General features: G+C 56.0%; 6 protein-coding genes and 1 pseudogene. All 7 read left to right on the top strand.

From position 1 onward, the window contains the following. The first annotated feature begins 263 nt into the window (after positions 1-263). Positions 264-2408, top strand: a complete 2145-nt coding sequence (locus NMD14_12335) for a type I secretion system permease/ATPase (protein XEI31571.1) — start codon at positions 264-266, stop codon at positions 2406-2408. After that, positions 2401-3834 (top strand): HlyD family type I secretion periplasmic adaptor subunit, encoded by a 1434-nt coding sequence (locus tag NMD14_12330; protein XEI31570.1) that lies wholly within the window; start codon positions 2401-2403, stop codon positions 3832-3834. The genes NMD14_12335 and NMD14_12330 overlap by 8 nt, the downstream gene beginning before the upstream one ends. Positions 3835-3871: 37 nt before the next feature. Beyond that, positions 3872-5191 carry a TolC family outer membrane protein gene (locus tag NMD14_12325; GenBank protein XEI31569.1) on the top strand — a complete coding sequence of 440 codons (1320 nt, stop codon included), beginning with the start codon at positions 3872-3874 and terminating at the stop codon, positions 5189-5191. 135 nt (positions 5192-5326) lie between these two features. Next, entirely contained in the window at positions 5327-6079 is a 753-nt protein-coding gene (locus NMD14_12320; protein ID XEI34757.1) for a transglutaminase-like cysteine peptidase, read from the top strand. 3 nt (positions 6080-6082) lie between these two features. Further along, complete coding sequence (locus tag NMD14_12315) at positions 6083-8008, top strand: EAL domain-containing protein (protein XEI31568.1); 1926 nt, start codon at positions 6083-6085, stop codon at positions 8006-8008. Positions 8009-8272: 264 nt separating this feature from the next. Further along, positions 8273-12004: a retention module-containing protein gene (locus NMD14_12310; GenBank protein ID XEI31567.1), complete on the top strand. Its 3732-nt coding sequence runs from the start codon at positions 8273-8275 to the stop codon at positions 12002-12004. Then, a pseudogene (locus tag NMD14_12305) lies at positions 11923-17448 on the top strand (DUF5801 domain-containing protein). Before NMD14_12310 ends, NMD14_12305 begins: the two are co-directional and overlap by 82 nt. The last annotated feature ends 155 nt before the right edge of the window (positions 17449-17603 follow it).

Genomic DNA, 17603 nt, shown 5'->3' with positions numbered 1-17603 from the left:
TCACTATCAATTAACTTCGATATTCACCCTGATTGCAGTGTTAGCATGGTGTTGGTGAGCCGATTTTTTTACCAATAACGAACCATACCGCCATTGTTGCCATGCAGGAAAATAGGGGATGAGTGTCGCGATCTATCTGGACAGGTTTATCCCCTGATCAGGCTCATCAGCGGGCAGGCCACTCGGTTTTAGCGTGGCTATTTGCAGTGAAATATGAGCGATGAACGTTCGTATCGGTCTCATTTATGCAGTGACAGGATGCTATGCAAGCAGAAACAAGTCGTATTGATGAGTTATTGGAGTGTCTGGTCTTCTTGACCCGTTTTTATGGTGTACCCAACAGCCAGGATGCCCTGACGACCGGGTTGCCACTGGTCTCCGGACGCCTGACTACCGCGCTGTTTTGCCGTGCTGCCGAGCGGGGCGGATTATCCGCCCGTGAAGTGATCCAGCCATTGGCCGACATCTCTCCCTTGCTGCTGCCATGCGTATTGCAGATGCGCAGTGGTGGCGCCTGTATTTTGCTGGAGTGGAACGAAGATCGCAGCCAGGGAAAAGTGATCTTCCCGCAGGCTGGTGATGCCGAGCAATGGCTGACCGCAGCCCAGTTGGGCGATGAGTATCTGGGTCGCCTCTTCTATGTGAAGAAGCAGTTCAAGTTTGACGAACGCTCGCCCAAGGTGCTGGAAACCCGTGATGGACACTGGTTCTGGAGCACCTTGTTCGAATCGCGCGGTATTTATCGCGATGTGTTGATCGCCTCCATTTTGATCAACCTGTTTGCCATCGCCAGCCCGCTCTTTACCATGAATGTCTATGACAAGATTGTGCCTAATCTGGCGTTTGATTCGCTCTGGGTGCTGGCGGTCGGGGCCATGGTGGTCTTTACCTTCGATTTTGTGATGCGGCAGTTGCGCAGTTACTTTATCGATATTGCCGGTAAAAAGTCCGATGTGCTGTTGTCGGCCAAGATCTTCGCCAAGGTCATGGGGATGCGGATGGAGTCGCGTCCCGCTTCCACCGGCGCTTTTGCCAAACATCTGCAGGAATTTGAATCGGTGCGGGAGTTTTTCACTTCCGCGACGGTTTCTACCCTGATCGATCTGCCTTTTGCCGTCTTCTTCCTCTTTATCATCTGGATGTTTGCCGGTGTGATGGTGGTGGTGCCCATCGTCGCCATGCTGATCCTGATCGCTTACAGCTTCTATATCCAGGAACCCCTCAAGAAATCCATTGAAGAGGGCTCGCGCCTTGCATCCCAGAAGAACGCCAATCTGATTGAAAGTATTTCTGGGTTGGAAACGGTCAAGATTTTTGGTGCCGAGAGCATGTTCCAGCATCGCTGGGAGCAGGCCGTCTCCCATATTTCTACCTGGGGCGTGCAGACCCGCCGCATTACCAACTCCATGTCCTCGCTGGCCAGTTATATCCAGCAGGTGGTGACCGTCGGGCTGGTGATCGTCGGTGTTTACCAGATATCCGAAGGCTTGGTCACCATGGGGGGCATGATTGCCGCTGTGATGCTATCCAGCCGTGCCATTGCGCCAATGGTGCAACTCTCTGTGCTGTCGACCCGCTATAACCAAGCCAAGTCTGCGCTGGATATTTTGGAAAAAATCATGCAAACCCCTGGCGAACAGGAGGAGGGCAAGCAATATATTCATCATCCGGTGATAGCCGGTCGAATTGAATTTGAGAATGTCTCCTTCAAATATCCAGGAATGGAAACCAGCACTCTGCACAATATCAATTTGCGCATTCAGCCGGGCGAAAAGGTGGCAATTATCGGTCGGATTGGGGCGGGTAAAACGACCCTTGAGAAGTTGCTGATGGGACTATATCGACCGACTGATGGCTCGGTACGTATCGACGGTTTTGAACTCGATCAACTGCCCCCTGCGGTAATCCGTCGCAATATCGGCTGTGTCCCGCAAGATGTCATCCTGTTCTTTGGCTCGGTGCGGGACAACATCATGCTGGGCAATCCGCTGGTGGATGATGTGAGAGTCTTGCGCGCGGCCAAGCGGGCGGGCGTCACCAACTTTACCAACCGGGATCCCAACGGGCTGGAGCGGCAGATTGGCGAGGGGGGGCGCCAGCTCTCCGGTGGCCAGCGTCAGGCGATCTTGCTGGCACGCGCGCTGCTCAATGATCCCCCCATTTTGGTGATGGATGAGCCGACCTCTAACATGGACAACCAGTCCGAGATGCAGGTCAAGCAGGAGCTCTCCAGACTGGGCCCGGAAACCACATTGATCCTCATCACTCACAAGACCTCGATGCTCGATGTCGCATCGCGGGTGATCGTTCTCGAACAGGGGCAGATTGTTGCTGATGGGCCCAAAGAGGCGGTGTTGCAGCAGTTGAAGGAAGGCAAGGTGCGTGTCCAGGAGGTGTCCCATGGTTAAGGGAATCATGGACTGGTTCAAGCGCAGCCAAAAGGCGCCTTCTGGCGATGTATTGCCAGCTCCCGAGCATCTGGAGTTTGTCGATGACGGCGCGGCAGCCGTGCTGCAGACCACGCCGACAGGGGCCCGCATCCTGCTATGGTGCTGTTTCCTCTTTTTCATGAGTGCCATTGTCTGGGCGGCCTGGGCCGAGCTGGATGAAGTCACCGTGGGTCAGGGCAAGGTGATTCCGTCCCGCCAATTGCAGGTGATCCAGAACCTGGAAGGGGGGATCGTCAAAGAGATCTTCGTTAAAGAGGGGGATATCGTCGAAAAGGGGCAGCCGCTGCTGCGCATCGATGACACCCGTTTCCGCTCCGACTTTAGAGAACGCGAGCAGGAGGTGGTCACCCTGAAGGGGGATGTGGCCCGTCTGCGCGCCGAGATGGCCAGTGTCGAGGTGAAAAACGACCCGGCGCTGGGGTGGCGTGAACAGGTAGTGGTAGGCGAAGCGCCTATTCAGTTCCCCGATGGTTATGAAACCGTCTTTGCCGAATACGCGCACCGTGAGCGCTCAGTACAGCGGGATCGCCTTAATAACCTGAAAAACCAGCTCTATATTCTTGGTCAGCAAATCGAGCAGAATGAGCAGGAGCTGATTGAGCTCAACGCCAAGATCCGCACCGTGAATCGCAGCGTGGATCTGGCTAAACAAGAGCTGAATATTAGCCGTCCCCTAGCAAAAGAGGGTATTGTACCTCAAGTGGAGCTGATCAAGCTGGAGCGGCAGGTCAACGAGATGCAGGGAGAGCTGGAGAGTAACCGCCTGCTTATTCCCAAGCTCAATGCGGTACTGCGTGAGACCATCTCCAAGCGTAACGATATTGCGCTGAAGTTCAGGGCCGACTCCCAGACTGAACTGAATGACAAGCAGGGGAAACTGGGCCAGTTGTCAGAGGGGCAGGTTGGCTTGCGAGACAGGGTGGATCGGACCAGCGTGATTGCCCCGCTCAAGGGCACCATCAAGAAGCTCAAGGTCAACACCCTGGGCGGCGTGGTTCAGCCTGGCATGGATTTAATGGAAATTGTCCCACTGGAAGATACTCTGCTGGTTGAGGCTAAAGTTTCCCCGAAAGATATCGCTTTTTTGCGGCCAGGGCTGGACGCAGTGGTCAAAATCACCGCCTATGATTTCACCATCTATGGAGGATTACATGGCAAGGTTGAGCAGATAAGTGCCGACTCGATCCAGGATGAGGAGGGGAACTCCTTTTATCTGGTTCGGGTTCGTACCGAGAAGAGTTACTTGGGCGATGAGCTTAACGCACTTCCCATCATCCCCGGTATGTTAGCCAGTGCTGATATTATTACTGGTAAAAAAAGTGTCCTAGACTATTTGCTGAAACCCATATTAAGGGCAAAACAGTCGGCGCTGAGAGAACGATAAGCCAGCAATCTAAAAACAAGACATGACTGGAGATAACATGAAAAAAACGATTGTTGCCATGCTGGTCAGTGGCATAACTATGTTGCCAGCATTGGGGCAGGCCCAGACTCTGGAAGAGTCTGTGGGGCAGGCACTTGCGACTCATCCCAAGATCAAGGAAGCGTTTGATCTTTATCAGGCACGGCTTTATCAGCATGATGGGGCCAAGGGTGGCTATTATCCTACGATCGATCTGCGTGGTGGCGTAGGCTATGAAAAAACGGACAGTCCTACGACTCGTTCTCCTGCGTTCAGGGGCGATGATTCACTGACTCGTAAAGAGGCTGGACTCAGTCTGCGGCAAATGTTGTTCGATGGCTTTGATGTCAGCAGTAACGTCTCCAGAACCCAAGCTGAAGCCAATGCCCAGCGTCTGGCGATGATCTCCGAAGCAGAAAACACCGCGCTGCGGGTGGCTGAGGTCTACCTCAATATGCTGCGCCAGCAGGAGATCCTGGAGCTCTCCAAACAGAACCTGGAAACCCACGAGCAGATCCGCAGCGACATCAGCAAGCGGACTGATTCAGGGCTGGGCTCTACCGCGGATCAGACCCAGATCGATGGTCGTGTTGCCCGGGCCTATTCCAATCAGGCGGCAGCCGAGAACAACTATCGCGATGCCGAGAGTGAATTTATCCGTGTCGTCAATGAGGTGCCAAAAGATCTGGTACAGCCGATTCCCAATACCGCGCTTATCCCGACCAGCCTCGATACTGCCCTGAAAACGGCGACCGAAGTCCACCCGACCCTGCTCTCTTCCCTGCAGGATATTGAAGCGGCCAAGTATCAGCATGAAGGTGCCAAATCCGGTTTCTACCCCAATGTGACCTTTGAGGTCGATCAGAACTGGAATGAGGATATCGATGCGGTCAAAGGGCGTAACGATGATCTGACCGCCATGGTGCGGATGCGTTACAACTTGTTCCGTGGCGGTTCTGATGTGGCAGAGAGCAATGCCACATCGGCGCTCTACGCTCAGGCGAAAGATATTCATCTGAATGCGTTCCGCCAGGTGGAGGAAGGCACTCGTCTGGCCTGGAACGCGAAAGAGTCGCTGGCCAAGCAAAAGAGCTTCCTGAAAGAGCATGTTGACGCCAGCTATGACACAGTACAGGCATACAAGAAGCAGTTTGGCTTGGGTCAACGGACATTGCTGGACGTATTAAACACCGAGAACGAATTGTTCGAGGCGCGCCGCAGCTATATCACTGCCGAGTATGATGCACTGCTGGCGGACTATCGCATTCTCAACGCGACAGGCAGCCTGCTCAATGCGTTTAGCGTCAAACAACCCGCTGAATGGCAGGCCAAGCAATAATCGTTTGCCCATGATCCCACCGGGATGATAAACGTCAACATGGTGACTGCTGCTGGCAGTCACCATGCTTGGCTAAAGCAGGTGGTTGCACCGGTATTGAGGAGTGCAGCAGCAATAATGCAGCAGGGATATGATGTGACACTCCAGCGCGGTATCGGTGGCAGATGGTGTTATCTCCTCAATGAATGGAGAGACCAAACGCGACGAGTTTTACGCCACTCCTTATGGATCCTGCTGTTACCCGTCTCACTTTTGCTCTGTGCCAGTCAGCCTTTGCCACAGGAAGATCTCGACTTGATCAAGCGGGCGGAGCAGGCCTATGGCGTCAGAGCCGGCAAGCGTGTCACCAGTTGGCGTATGCTGGTCATGGAGACGCAAGGCAGGGCTCTGAGCGAAGAAAAAAAACTCGAGCGAGTAAATAATTTTTTCAATCGGATGCGTTTTATTGACGATATCAAGTTGTGGCGTAAAAAGGATTATTGGGCAACTCCGCTGGAATTTTTGGGGGCAGCCGGAGGGGACTGTGAAGATTTCAGTATCGCCAAATACTCTACGCTACTCGAGCTTGGTATCCCGGATGAAAAAATGCGGATGGTGTACGTCAAGGCGCTCGATTATAACCAGTTTCATATGGTTGTTGCTTATTACGAGACGCCATCATCGGTCCCGGTGATCCTGGACAATCTTATCGGTTCTATCCGTCCGGCAAGTCAACGTCGGGATCTGGTACCTATTTTTAGCTTTAACGGTAGTCACTTGTGGTTGATGAAGGCGCGTGGCCAAGGGGAACTGGCTGGTCAATCATCCCGCTTGGGATTATGGAATGATTTACGCAATCGCATGACCTCGGGGCGATTGGCTCGGCCAGTGGTGAATTTGGATGATTAACCTATGACGCTCTATCGACAGTTATTAGCCACCATGCTGCTGCTGTTTGGATTGTTATTTGCAGCCACATACTGGGTGCAATTCAATTCAACCCGCACTTATCTGGCGCAGCAACAGGAAACAACGGTCATTAATACGGCCACCTCGTTGGGGCTTGCGCTCACACCCTATCTGGAAAATGGTGACAAGGTCGGTGCCGAGTCGGTGATCCAAGCCATTTTTGATGGCGGCTATTATCGGTTGGTTCGCCTTGATCTGCTGGCCTCAAAGGATGTCATCGAGCAGGAAAATACCAACAACATTCAGGGTGTGCCGCAGTGGTTTGTGAATTTGGGACTGTTTCCCGAGGTATCCAACGAGTCAATTCTGACGTCTGGCTGGTTGCAGCTTGGAAAATTAAAAGTGGTGGGTCACCCCGGCCAGGCTTATTACGAGTTGTGGCGGGGGATGAGCAAGCTGGCGAGCTGGTTTCTGGTCGGTTTCTTGATCACCACCATTTTGTTGATGAGAGCACTTAACTACTTACTCAAGCCACTCAAACAGATCTGTGAACAGGCTGTCGAGATCGAGCTTCACCATTTTGGTCATACGATCCCGGAGCCTAAAACCCATGAATTGAAGCAGGTCGTCCAGGCGATTAACACCCTCTCAAGCAAGTTGGCGTTGCAGTTCAAAGAACAAGCCGATGAGGCCGAGAAATTGCGTGAGCGGGTTTATGTCGATGCCGTATCGGGTCTTGGCAACCGAGCCTATTTTGTGGGCCAGGTAAACGCATGGATAGCGGAGGCTGGCCAGGGGGGCGTCATGCTGGTTGCGGTCGATATGCTGGATGATATCTATCGCGATGAAGGCTTTGCGGCCCGCGACAATATGGTCAAATCGATCGCTCAGGCCTTGAAAGAGCAATTAAAGGGGTGGGATGGGGCCGCCTTGGCACGGATCTCCGCGACGGAATATGCGCTGCTCTGCCCAACGGATGATCTCACTCAACTAAAAGAGTTGGCTGAAGTGATTAATAGCCGCATCGCCGATCTGGTGGTGAATCCAATGGGCGAAGGCGATGCGCTCTCCGTCATCGGTATTGCCGGTCGCGATGGCAATGATGATCTCTCTGCCCTGTTGACCAAAGCCGATAATGCGCTTGGCAAGGCACGCAATGAACGCCGCGGTGCTGTGGTGATGGAAGGGGGCACCGAACAAGGTTTGATGGGACGTTTGGCTTGGCGAGATCTGGTACAAGACGCCATTTCACGACAACTCTGGCGCTTTAAAGCCCAACCTGCTTGCCGCTTTGATACTGGCGCCAGATTGCATGCCGAGCTGTTTGCTTCTATCTCTCGCGATGGCACAGATTATTTTGCCGGCCAGTTCTTGCCCGCGATTGAACAGTTCAAACTGGGTGGCGAGTTTGACCAGGCGGTGCTTGATGCCTGCGTTCCTTTATTGCAAAAGCAGTCTGATCTGGTGCTGGCGATCAACATCACTGCCGGCTCGCTCTGTTCGGATGAATTTTTAACCTGGCTGAAGCGCTATTTGACCGAGCATGCCGAGCTGAAAGAGCGGTTGTTATTCGAAATACCTGAAGCTGCCATCATGAAGCATAAGGACAACGTGGCTGCGCTGGTGGGCACCTTGCAAGCTCATGGCTTCCAGTGGGGCGTTGACCACTACGGCCGTCACTTCCAGTCTCTGGGCTATCTGGAGGAGCTGTTGCCGGCTTATGTCAAGGTCGATCACGGTTATACCAGTCAGGTCATGGAGCCGGGTGCTGACACCTCATTCCTCGCAGCCGTGTGCCGTGCTGCGCACAATGCCGGTGTGACCACCATTGCGACCCGTGTCGAGGATCAACATCAAGTTGAGCTGCTCTCCAAACTACATATCGACGGTTATCAGGGATTTGTTCACCCCGCCTTCCAATTGTCTTGAATAAAATGCTGAAAAATGGCCCCGAAAGGGGCCTTTTTTTATACCAATTGCCTCTATTTAAACCCTCTTTATATAATTAAATAAACATGGTCTCGAATGGCATCGATAATAAGATTTTGATTTATATTAATAAATTCCAACTTTTCGATTTTTTTCCGTGTATTTGTTTAATCCCTCTCGAACGTACACTTTTTTGCAACGGAACAGCGCGCAATCAGCTTCTACGGTGTAGACATCAAGATCGGTCACCTTGGAGCAATGGATATGCGTACCCAAATCATCGACAAGTCCGTGGTTGTTTCAGCTATCGAAGGAAATGTGGAGATTGTGCTGGCTGACGGAAGCCGCCGTCTTCTGCAAAAAGGGGAAATTCTCCAACCCGGTGCCAAGTTGATCATCGCGGATGATGCCAAGCTGGCACTTTCCCCTTATGACGATACACCTGCACAGCATTCACCTACGGGGTCCGAGTCGGTTGAACCAGGTCAACCGCAAGGAGCCTCGCCCACCGAAGGCGCCCCGTCCGATATTGCCGCATTGCAAGAGTCAATTCTGCAGGGTGTGGACCCGACTAAGAATTTTGAGGCTTCCGCAGCGGGTGGGGCACCAGCGGCCGGTGGTGGCGGAATTGGTGGCGTAGCCGGGGCCAGTGGTAACGGTGGCTTTGTCACTATTGATCGAACCGGTGATGCCACGATCGCGGAGGCTGGGTTTGATACCACGTACGATACGGCGGCGCTCATCAATGAAAATCAGGCAGAAGATTTAATTCTTGAGAATCAGCTGGATGATTTGGGCGAAACCATCGTGACCCAGGAAGACACCCAGGTCAGCGGGAACCTGCTCGATAATAGTACCAATCCAGATGGACCCGCTGATGCCTCTATCGTGTCATATGACTGGGGTATCAACCTCGGTGTGCCTGCCGGCGTTGCTGCCACCATTACCGGTGTGGGCACGCTGATCATCAATCCGGATGGGAGTTATACCTTCACCCCAGCGCCTAACTATGATGGCACCGTTCCCCCAGTGAGCTATCAGGTAACCGATGGCCAGGATACAGTGACTTCAACACTTGTTATCTCCATGACTCCGGTCGATGAAGAGGTGCGCCTTGAGGGCCTTGCTCTGGAAGGGGGGGAGGTATTGGTCAGTGATGCCAACCTGGCGGATGGTTCAACCCCGGATTCGGCAGCGTTGACTCAAGGTGGCGTGTTTACCTTCAGTGCCCCTGACGGTGTTCAGAGTTTGACGTTGGGTGGCGTCGCATTAATCACCAATGGCCAGTTCGGTGTATCGTTTCCCCAAACCATTATCAGCCCGTTGGGAAATGTCCTGACCATCACTGCCGTGACCTACAACCCGGTGACTGGCGCAGGGCAAGTCAGCTACAGCTACACCCTTGGCGATAATGAAAACCATACAAGACCAGCCAATGACACTTCGCTTGCCGAGAGTTTTAACGTTGTACTGACCGATACCGATGGTGATACCGCCAATGGCTCTCTTGATGTCACGATCTTGGATGATGTTCCGACCCAGACCGTGACAGCCAATGCAGGCGGCACGGCGGCAGTGACAGTCTCGCTGGACGAAACCACCGGTGCCACGGACCACTATGCGACGGGCGAGAGTTCCGACAGCTACGTCAACGACGATGTGAGCGGCGCGCTGGCGCGTGCGACCACGACGGTGAGCGGTGGCCTGCTGAGCCTGTTTACCATCAGCGGCAGCTACGGCTCGGACGGTGCGGGCTCGCTCAGCACGGCGGTGAGCTTCACCGGTGTTCCGGTTAATGGATTGGCCACCAACCTGGTGGCCACCAATGGCGGGGCGATCACCCTGTTCGCCACGGGTGCCGGCGTGCTGGAGGGCAAGGACACCACCAACCAAACAGTCTTCAAGATCGAGATCGTCGATGTTGGTGGCTCGCTGCAACTGCAGACCACGCTGTACGAGGCGCTGGACAACGGCACTGACGGTCTGTACGACGAAGCGGTGCAACTGCTGCTGGCGCCGGGCAGCACGCTGTTGCTGCAAGCTCAGGTTACCCGTGTCGACGGCGATGGTGACCAGATCGTGGCCTCCGATACGGTGGTGCTGGCCAACAACACGACCTCGGCGTTCAGCTTCGACGATGACGGTCCGACCCAGACCGTGACGGCCAACGCAGGCGGCACGGCGGCAGTGACAGTCTCGCTGGACGAAACCACCGGTGCCACGGACCACTATGCGACGGGCGAGAGTTCCGACAGCTACGTCAACGACGATGTGAGCGGCGCGCTGGCGCGTGCGACCACGACGGTGAGCGGTGGCCTGCTGAGCCTGTTTACCATCAGCGGCAGCTACGGCTCGGACGGTGCGGGCTCGCTCAGCACGGCGGTGAGCTTCACCGGTGTTCCGGTTAATGGATTGGCCACCAACCTGGTGGCCACCAATGGCGGGGCGATCACCCTGTTCGCCACGGGTGCCGGCGTGCTGGAGGGCAAGGACACCACCAACCAAACAGTCTTCAAGATCGAGATCGTCGATGTTGGTGGCTCGCTGCAACTGCAGACCACGCTGTACGAGGCGCTGGACAACGGCACTGACGGTCTGTACGACGAAGCGGTGCAACTGCTGCTGGCGCCGGGCAGCACGCTGTTGCTGCAAGCTCAGGTTACCCGTGTCGACGGCGATGGTGACCAGATCGTGGCCTCCGATACGGTGGTGCTGGCCAACAACACGACCTCGGCGTTCAGCTTCGACGATGACGGTCCGACCCAGACCGTGACGGCCAACGCAGGCGGCACGGCGGCAGTGACAGTCTCGCTGGACGAAACCACCGGTGCCACGGACCACTATGCGACGGGCGAGAGTTCCGACAGCTACGTCAACGACGATGTGAGCGGCGCGCTGGCGCGTGCGACCACGACGGTGAGCGGTGGCCTGCTGAGCCTGTTTACCATCAGCGGCAGCTACGGCTCGGACGGTGCGGGCTCGCTCAGCACGGCGGTGAGCTTCACCGGTGTTCCGGTTAATGGATTGGCCACCAACCTGGTGGCCACCAATGGCGGGGCGATCACCCTGTTCGCCACGGGTGCCGGCGTGCTGGAGGGCAAGGACACCACCAACCAAACAGTCTTCAAGATCGAGATCGTCGATGTTGGTGGCTCGCTGCAACTGCAGACCACGCTGTACGAGGCGCTGGACAACGGCACTGACGGTCTGTACGACGAAGCGGTGCAACTGCTGCTGGCGCCGGGCAGCACGCTGTTGCTGCAAGCTCAGGTTACCCGTGTCGACGGCGATGGTGACCAGATCGTGGCCTCCGATACGGTGGTGCTGGCCAACAACACGACCTCGGCGTTCAGCTTCGACGATGACGGTCCGACCCAGACCGTGACAGCCAATGCAGGCGGCACGGCGGCAGTGACAGTCTCGCTGGACGAAACCACCGGTGCCACGGACCACTATGCGACGGGCGAGAGTTCCGACAGCTACGTCAACGACGATGTGAGCGGCGCGCTGGCGCGTGCGACCACGACGGTGAGCGGTGGCCTGCTGAGCCTGTTTACCATCAGCGGCAGCTACGGCTCGGACGGTGCGGGCTCGCTCAGCACGGCGGTGAGCTTCACCGGTGTTCCGGTTAATGGATTGGCCACCAACCTGGTGGCCACCAATGGCGGGGCGATCACCCTGTTCGCCACGGGTGCCGGCGTGCTGGAGGGCAAGGACACCACCAACCAAACAGTCTTCAAGATCGAGATCGTCGATGTTGGTGGCTCGCTGCAACTGCAGACCACGCTGTACGAGGCGCTGGACAACGGCACTGACGGTCTGTACGACGAAGCGGTGCAACTGCTGCTGGCGCCGGGCAGCACGCTGTTGCTGCAGCTCAGGTTACCCGTGTCGACGGCGATGGTGACCAGATCGTGGCCTCCGATACGGTGGTGCTGGCCAACAACACGACCTCGGCGTTCAGCTTCGACGATGACGGTCCGACCCAGACCGTGACGGCCAACGCAGGCGGCACGGCGGCAGTGACAGTCTCGCTGGACGAAACCACCGGTGCCACGGACCACTATGCGACGGGCGAGAGTTCCGACAGCTACGTCAACGACGATGTGAGCGGCGCGCTGGCGCGTGCGACCACGACGGTGAGCGGTGGCCTGCTGAGCCTGTTTACCATCAGCGGCAGCTACGGCTCGGACGGTGCGGGCTCGCTCAGCACGGCGGTGAGCTTCACCGGTGTTCCGGTTAATGGATTGGCCACCAACCTGGTGGCCACCAATGGCGGGGCGATCACCCTGTTCGCCACGGGTGCCGGCGTGCTGGAGGGCAAGGACACCACCAACCAAACAGTCTTCAAGATCGAGATCGTCGATGTTGGTGGCTCGCTGCAACTGCAGACCACGCTGTACGAGGCGCTGGACAACGGCACTGACGGTCTGTACGACGAAGCGGTGCAACTGCTGCTGGCGCCGGGCAGCACGCTGTTGCTGCAAGCTCAGGTTACCCGTGTCGACGGCGATGGTGACCAGATCGTGGCCTCCGATACGGTGGTGCTGGCCAACAACACGACCTCGGCGTTCAGCTTCGACGATGACGGTCCGACCCAGACCGTGACAGCCAATGCAGGCGGCACGGCGGCAGTGACAGTCTCGCTGGACGAAACCACCGGTGCCACGGACCACTATGCGACGGGCGAGAGTTCCGACAGCTACGTCAACGACGATGTGAGCGGCGCGCTGGCGCGTGCGACCACGACGGTGAGCGGTGGCCTGCTGAGCCTGTTTACCATCAGCGGCAGCTACGGCTCGGACGGTGCGGGCTCGCTCAGCACGGCGGTGAGCTTCACCGGTGTTCCGGTTAATGGATTGGCCACCAACCTGGTGGCCACCAATGGCGGGGCGATCACCCTGTTCGCCACGGGTGCCGGCGTGCTGGAGGGCAAGGACACCACCAACCAAACAGTCTTCAAGATCGAGATCGTCGATGTTGGTGGCTCGCTGCAACTGCAGACCACGCTGTACGAGGCGCTGGACAACGGCACTGACGGTCTGTACGACGAAGCGGTGCAACTGCTGCTGGCGCCGGGCAGCACGCTGTTGCTGCAAGCTCAGGTTACCCGTGTCGACGGCGATGGTGACCAGATCGTGGCCTCCGATACGGTGGTGCTGGCCAACAACACGACCTCGGCGTTCAGCTTCGACGATGACGGTCCGACCCAGACCGTGACGGCCAACGCAGGCGGCACGGCGGCAGTGACAGTCTCGCTGGACGAAACCACCGGTGCCACGGACCACTATGCGACGGGCGAGAGTTCCGACAGCTACGTCAACGACGATGTGAGCGGCGCGCTGGCGCGTGCGACCACGACGGTGAGCGGTGGCCTGCTGAGCCTGTTTACCATCAGCGGCAGCTACGGCTCGGACGGTGCGGGCTCGCTCAGCACGGCGGTGAGCTTCACCGGTGTTCCGGTTAATGGATTGGCCACCAACCTGGTGGCCACCAATGGCGGGGCGATCACCCTGTTCGCCACGGGTGCCGGCGTGCTGGAGGGCAAGGACACCACCAACCAAACAGTCTTCAAGATCGAGATCGTCGATGTTGGTGGCTCGCTGCAACTGCAGACCACGCTGTACGAGGCGCTGGACAACGGCACTGACGGTCTGTACGACGAAGCGGTGCAACTGCTGCTGGCGCCGGGCAGCACGCTGTTGCTGCAAGCTCAGGTTACCCGTGTCGACGGCGATGGTGACCAGATCGTGGCCTCCGATACGGTGGTGCTGGCCAACAACACGACCTCGGCGTTCAGCTTCGACGATGACGGTCCGACCCAGACCGTGACGGCCAACGCAGGCGGCACGGCGGCAGTGACAGTCTCGCTGGACGAAACCACCGGTGCCACGGACCACTATGCGACGGGCGAGAGTTCCGACAGCTACGTCAACGACGATGTGAGCGGCGCGCTGGCGCGTGCGACCACGACGGTGAGCGGTGGCCTGCTGAGCCTGTTTACCATCAGCGGCAGCTACGGCTCGGACGGTGCGGGCTCGCTCAGCACGGCGGTGAGCTTCACCGGTGTTCCGGTTAATGGATTGGCCACCAACCTGGTGGCCACCAATGGCGGGGCGATCACCCTGTTCGCCACGGGTGCCGGCGTGCTGGAGGGCAAGGACACCACCAACCAAACAGTCTTCAAGATCGAGATCGTCGATGTTGGTGGCTCGCTGCAACTGCAGACCACGCTGTACGAGGCGCTGGACAACGGCACTGACGGTCTGTACGACGAAGCGGTGCAACTGCTGCTGGCGCCGGGCAGCACGCTGTTGCTGCAAGCTCAGGTTACCCGTGTCGACGGTGATGGTGACCAGATCGTGGCCTCCGATACGGTGGTGCTGGCCAACAACACGACCTCGGCGTTCAGCTTCGACGATGACGGTCCGACCCAGACCGTGACGGCCAACGCAGGCGGCACGGCGGCAGTGACAGTCTCGCTGGACGAAACCACCGGTGCCACGGACCACTATGCGACGGGCGAGAGTTCCGACAGCTACGTCAACGACGATGTGAGCGGCGCGCTGGCGCGTGCGACCACGACGGTGAGCGGTGGCCTGCTGAGCCTGTTTACCATCAGCGGCAGCTACGGCTCGGACGGTGCGGGCTCGCTCAGCACGGCGGTGAGCTTCACCGGTGTTCCGGTTAATGGATTGGCCACCAACCTGGTGGCCACCAATGGCGGGGCGATCACCCTGTTCGCCACGGGTGCCGGCGTGCTGGAGGGCAAGGACACCACCAACCAAACAGTCTTCAAGATCGAGATCGTCGATGTTGGTGGCTCGCTGCAACTGCAGACCACGCTGTACGAGGCGCTGGACAACGGCACTGACGGTCTGTACGACGAAGCGGTGCAACTGCTGCTGGCGCCGGGCAGCACGCTGTTGCTGCAAGCTCAGGTTACCCGTGTCGACGGCGATGGTGACCAGATCGTGGCCTCCGATACGGTGGTGCTGGCCAACAACACGACCTCGGCGTTCAGCTTTGACGATGACGGTCCGGATATTGTTGAAACCTCAAAATCTACTTCACTGGCAAACTCGAGCTCAGGATATGTTGAGGGTATGTATACCGTTGATTTGGGGAGTGATGGTGCAGGTCATGGTGACCTGACAGGGAATATCTCTGGCTGGAATGGAACCACCACTACTTATGCGGCTAGTGTGTTGACCTCAGATGGATACACTATCTATTACTACGTGAATCCGGCTTCGCCGGGTACCTTGTTTGCTTATACCAGCACAGTACCAGGTGCATACACCGGTGGTAGCGGACAGAATCTGATCTTTACTCTGACCATGGATGTTACTGGTCACTATATCATTGACATGGACGGTAAGGTTGATGGGGCAATCGAAGAGTTCTCAACAACGTTTAACAAGAGTGTCGGTGGCTATCAGGATTATTTGGTTATTACCGATACAGGTGGCATTTATAAGCCTGGAGATGTTATCCCCAATGGGCAGAATGTCATCATGACGGTAGATTCGCTGGAGGGTACTGTTAACTCGAGTACGCAAGGTCTAGCGACAGACAATCAGTGGATCGAAGGGGCTAATAAAATTTATTTTGATTTCTCGGCCCCCGCACTAGAAGTCGCTTTCTCAGTTGAAAATAAATCGAATGCAGCCACAAATTTAGTTAGCTGGACTATTTATGGCACTAATTCGAACGGTGATCAGGTCGTTCAAAGCGGCACTACGCTCTTTACCAATCATACAGAGGCAACTATCCCCACTACGTTGACGAATATCACTCGGGTCGAGTTGTCTGATGCTGGCGGTGATGGTTTCAGGGTTACTGGAGCCAATTTACTCGAGCGTATTGAAGAGGACCCTGTGATCACTAATTTCAATGTTGCGGTAGTTGATGGTGATGGTGACAAAGATACATCAATATTGCAGGTGGCCTTTGAGCCGGTTGTTGCTCCTGTTCTTATCGTTGGTAGTAATGCCGACGATGTCAGCGGCAGCTCCGTACCGTTTGTCGTGTCTGGTGGCGCTGGCGAAATTGATGGAAAGAGTGGTAATGATGTCCTGATCGGAGATGTCGGAGGATCGAACCAGTTACCTGGGCAGAAAGCGAATATTGCCTTTTTGCTGGATAACTCAGGCAGCATGATCAGCAATACAATTCAGTTCACCAATATTAATGGTGTCACGTCCAGTATCACCCGACTCGAGGCTATGAAGCAGGCAGTGATCAGTGCAATTAATGGGTTGTACAACTCGGGAGCGAGCGACATTCGAATTCATATCGATGCGTTCGCTACTCAGGTAAACAGCTCAGGTAGCTTCACTCTGACAACTGGAGGAGTAGATGACAATGCCCAACGGTTGGCAGCAATTGCTTTTGTCAATGCCATCACTGTGCCCAGTGCTGACGCCACAAACTATGAGGCTGGATTGATCGCCGCTAATAACTGGATTGAATCAGTTGGCCCTGATGCTCCTATTGCCGCTGCTGATGTTAACAAAGTTATCTTTGTTTCTGATGGGGAGCCCAACCGAGCATACCATGCAAATGGTACAACGACGGTTGATAGTGTCAGCAGTGCTGTGGCTATGCAGCATGTGCTCGGGACTTATAATCCTAGTGGCTCAAGCAATGATGATAATGTCAGCGAAGTAAACCGAATTGAGAATGTAGGCTCGTCAGTCGGGCAGACTTTTACGATTGAGTCTGTTGGGATTCAAATCGGTGCTAATGCCTTGACGCTACTTGGTCAAGTCGAAGGAACAGGAGGTAGCGCAACCAATGTCAACAATGCTAACCAGCTTAATACCGTTATTGGTCAGCTTACCGGCGGGGGGAGTGCTGCTGCTTCGGTAGGCAATGATCATCTGCAAAGTGGTGCCGGCAATGATGTGATATATGGCGACAGTATTTATGTCAACAGTGCTGATGGTGGCTGGGCTGCATTTGTAGCTGCACATCCAGGGCTGACATCGAATCAGTTGCTGACCGAATTAGTAACTAACCATGCCTCCTACGCTCAAGAAGGTACAGTGGGTGGGGATGACATATTGGATGGTGGTGCTGGTAATGACATCCTCTATGGTCAAGGTGGTAACGATACCCTGATTGGTGGCTTAGGTTCGGATACTCTTACCGGAGGCACTGGTAACGATACCTTCAAATGGGTCAGTGGCGATGCCGACGGCAGTACGGACAACATCACCGACTTCACCTTGGGTGCGACTGTCAGTGGTGGCGATGTGCTGGATCTGTCTGATCTGCTGGTTGGCGTACCAGCGCTGGGGGACAACGAAGACTTGGCAGCCGTGCTGATCAACTATCTGCAGTTCAACACGACGACCAAGACGTTGACGATAGATCCTGCCGGGGCTGGTGGGGAGGCGGAACTGACAATTCAGTTCCAGAACTCACTCGATCTGGCTTCTCTGGGTTCTAACCAAGATATCATCAAGCAACTGCTGGATGACGGTAACCTCAAGGTGGATCCGTAAGCGAGTAATGGGGCCGGGCTTGCCTGGCCCCTGTTTTTTCCTCAAGGGGATGGATAAGATAGCGGCAGTAGAGGAGAGGGTAA

This window comes from Aeromonas veronii (genome assembly GCA_041319085.1).
In the GTDB taxonomy this organism is placed as follows: domain Bacteria; phylum Pseudomonadota; class Gammaproteobacteria; order Enterobacterales; family Aeromonadaceae; genus Aeromonas; species Aeromonas veronii_F.
The sequence above is the reverse complement of the archived record's forward strand: the minus strand, read 5'-3'. Positions and strand labels throughout refer to the sequence as shown.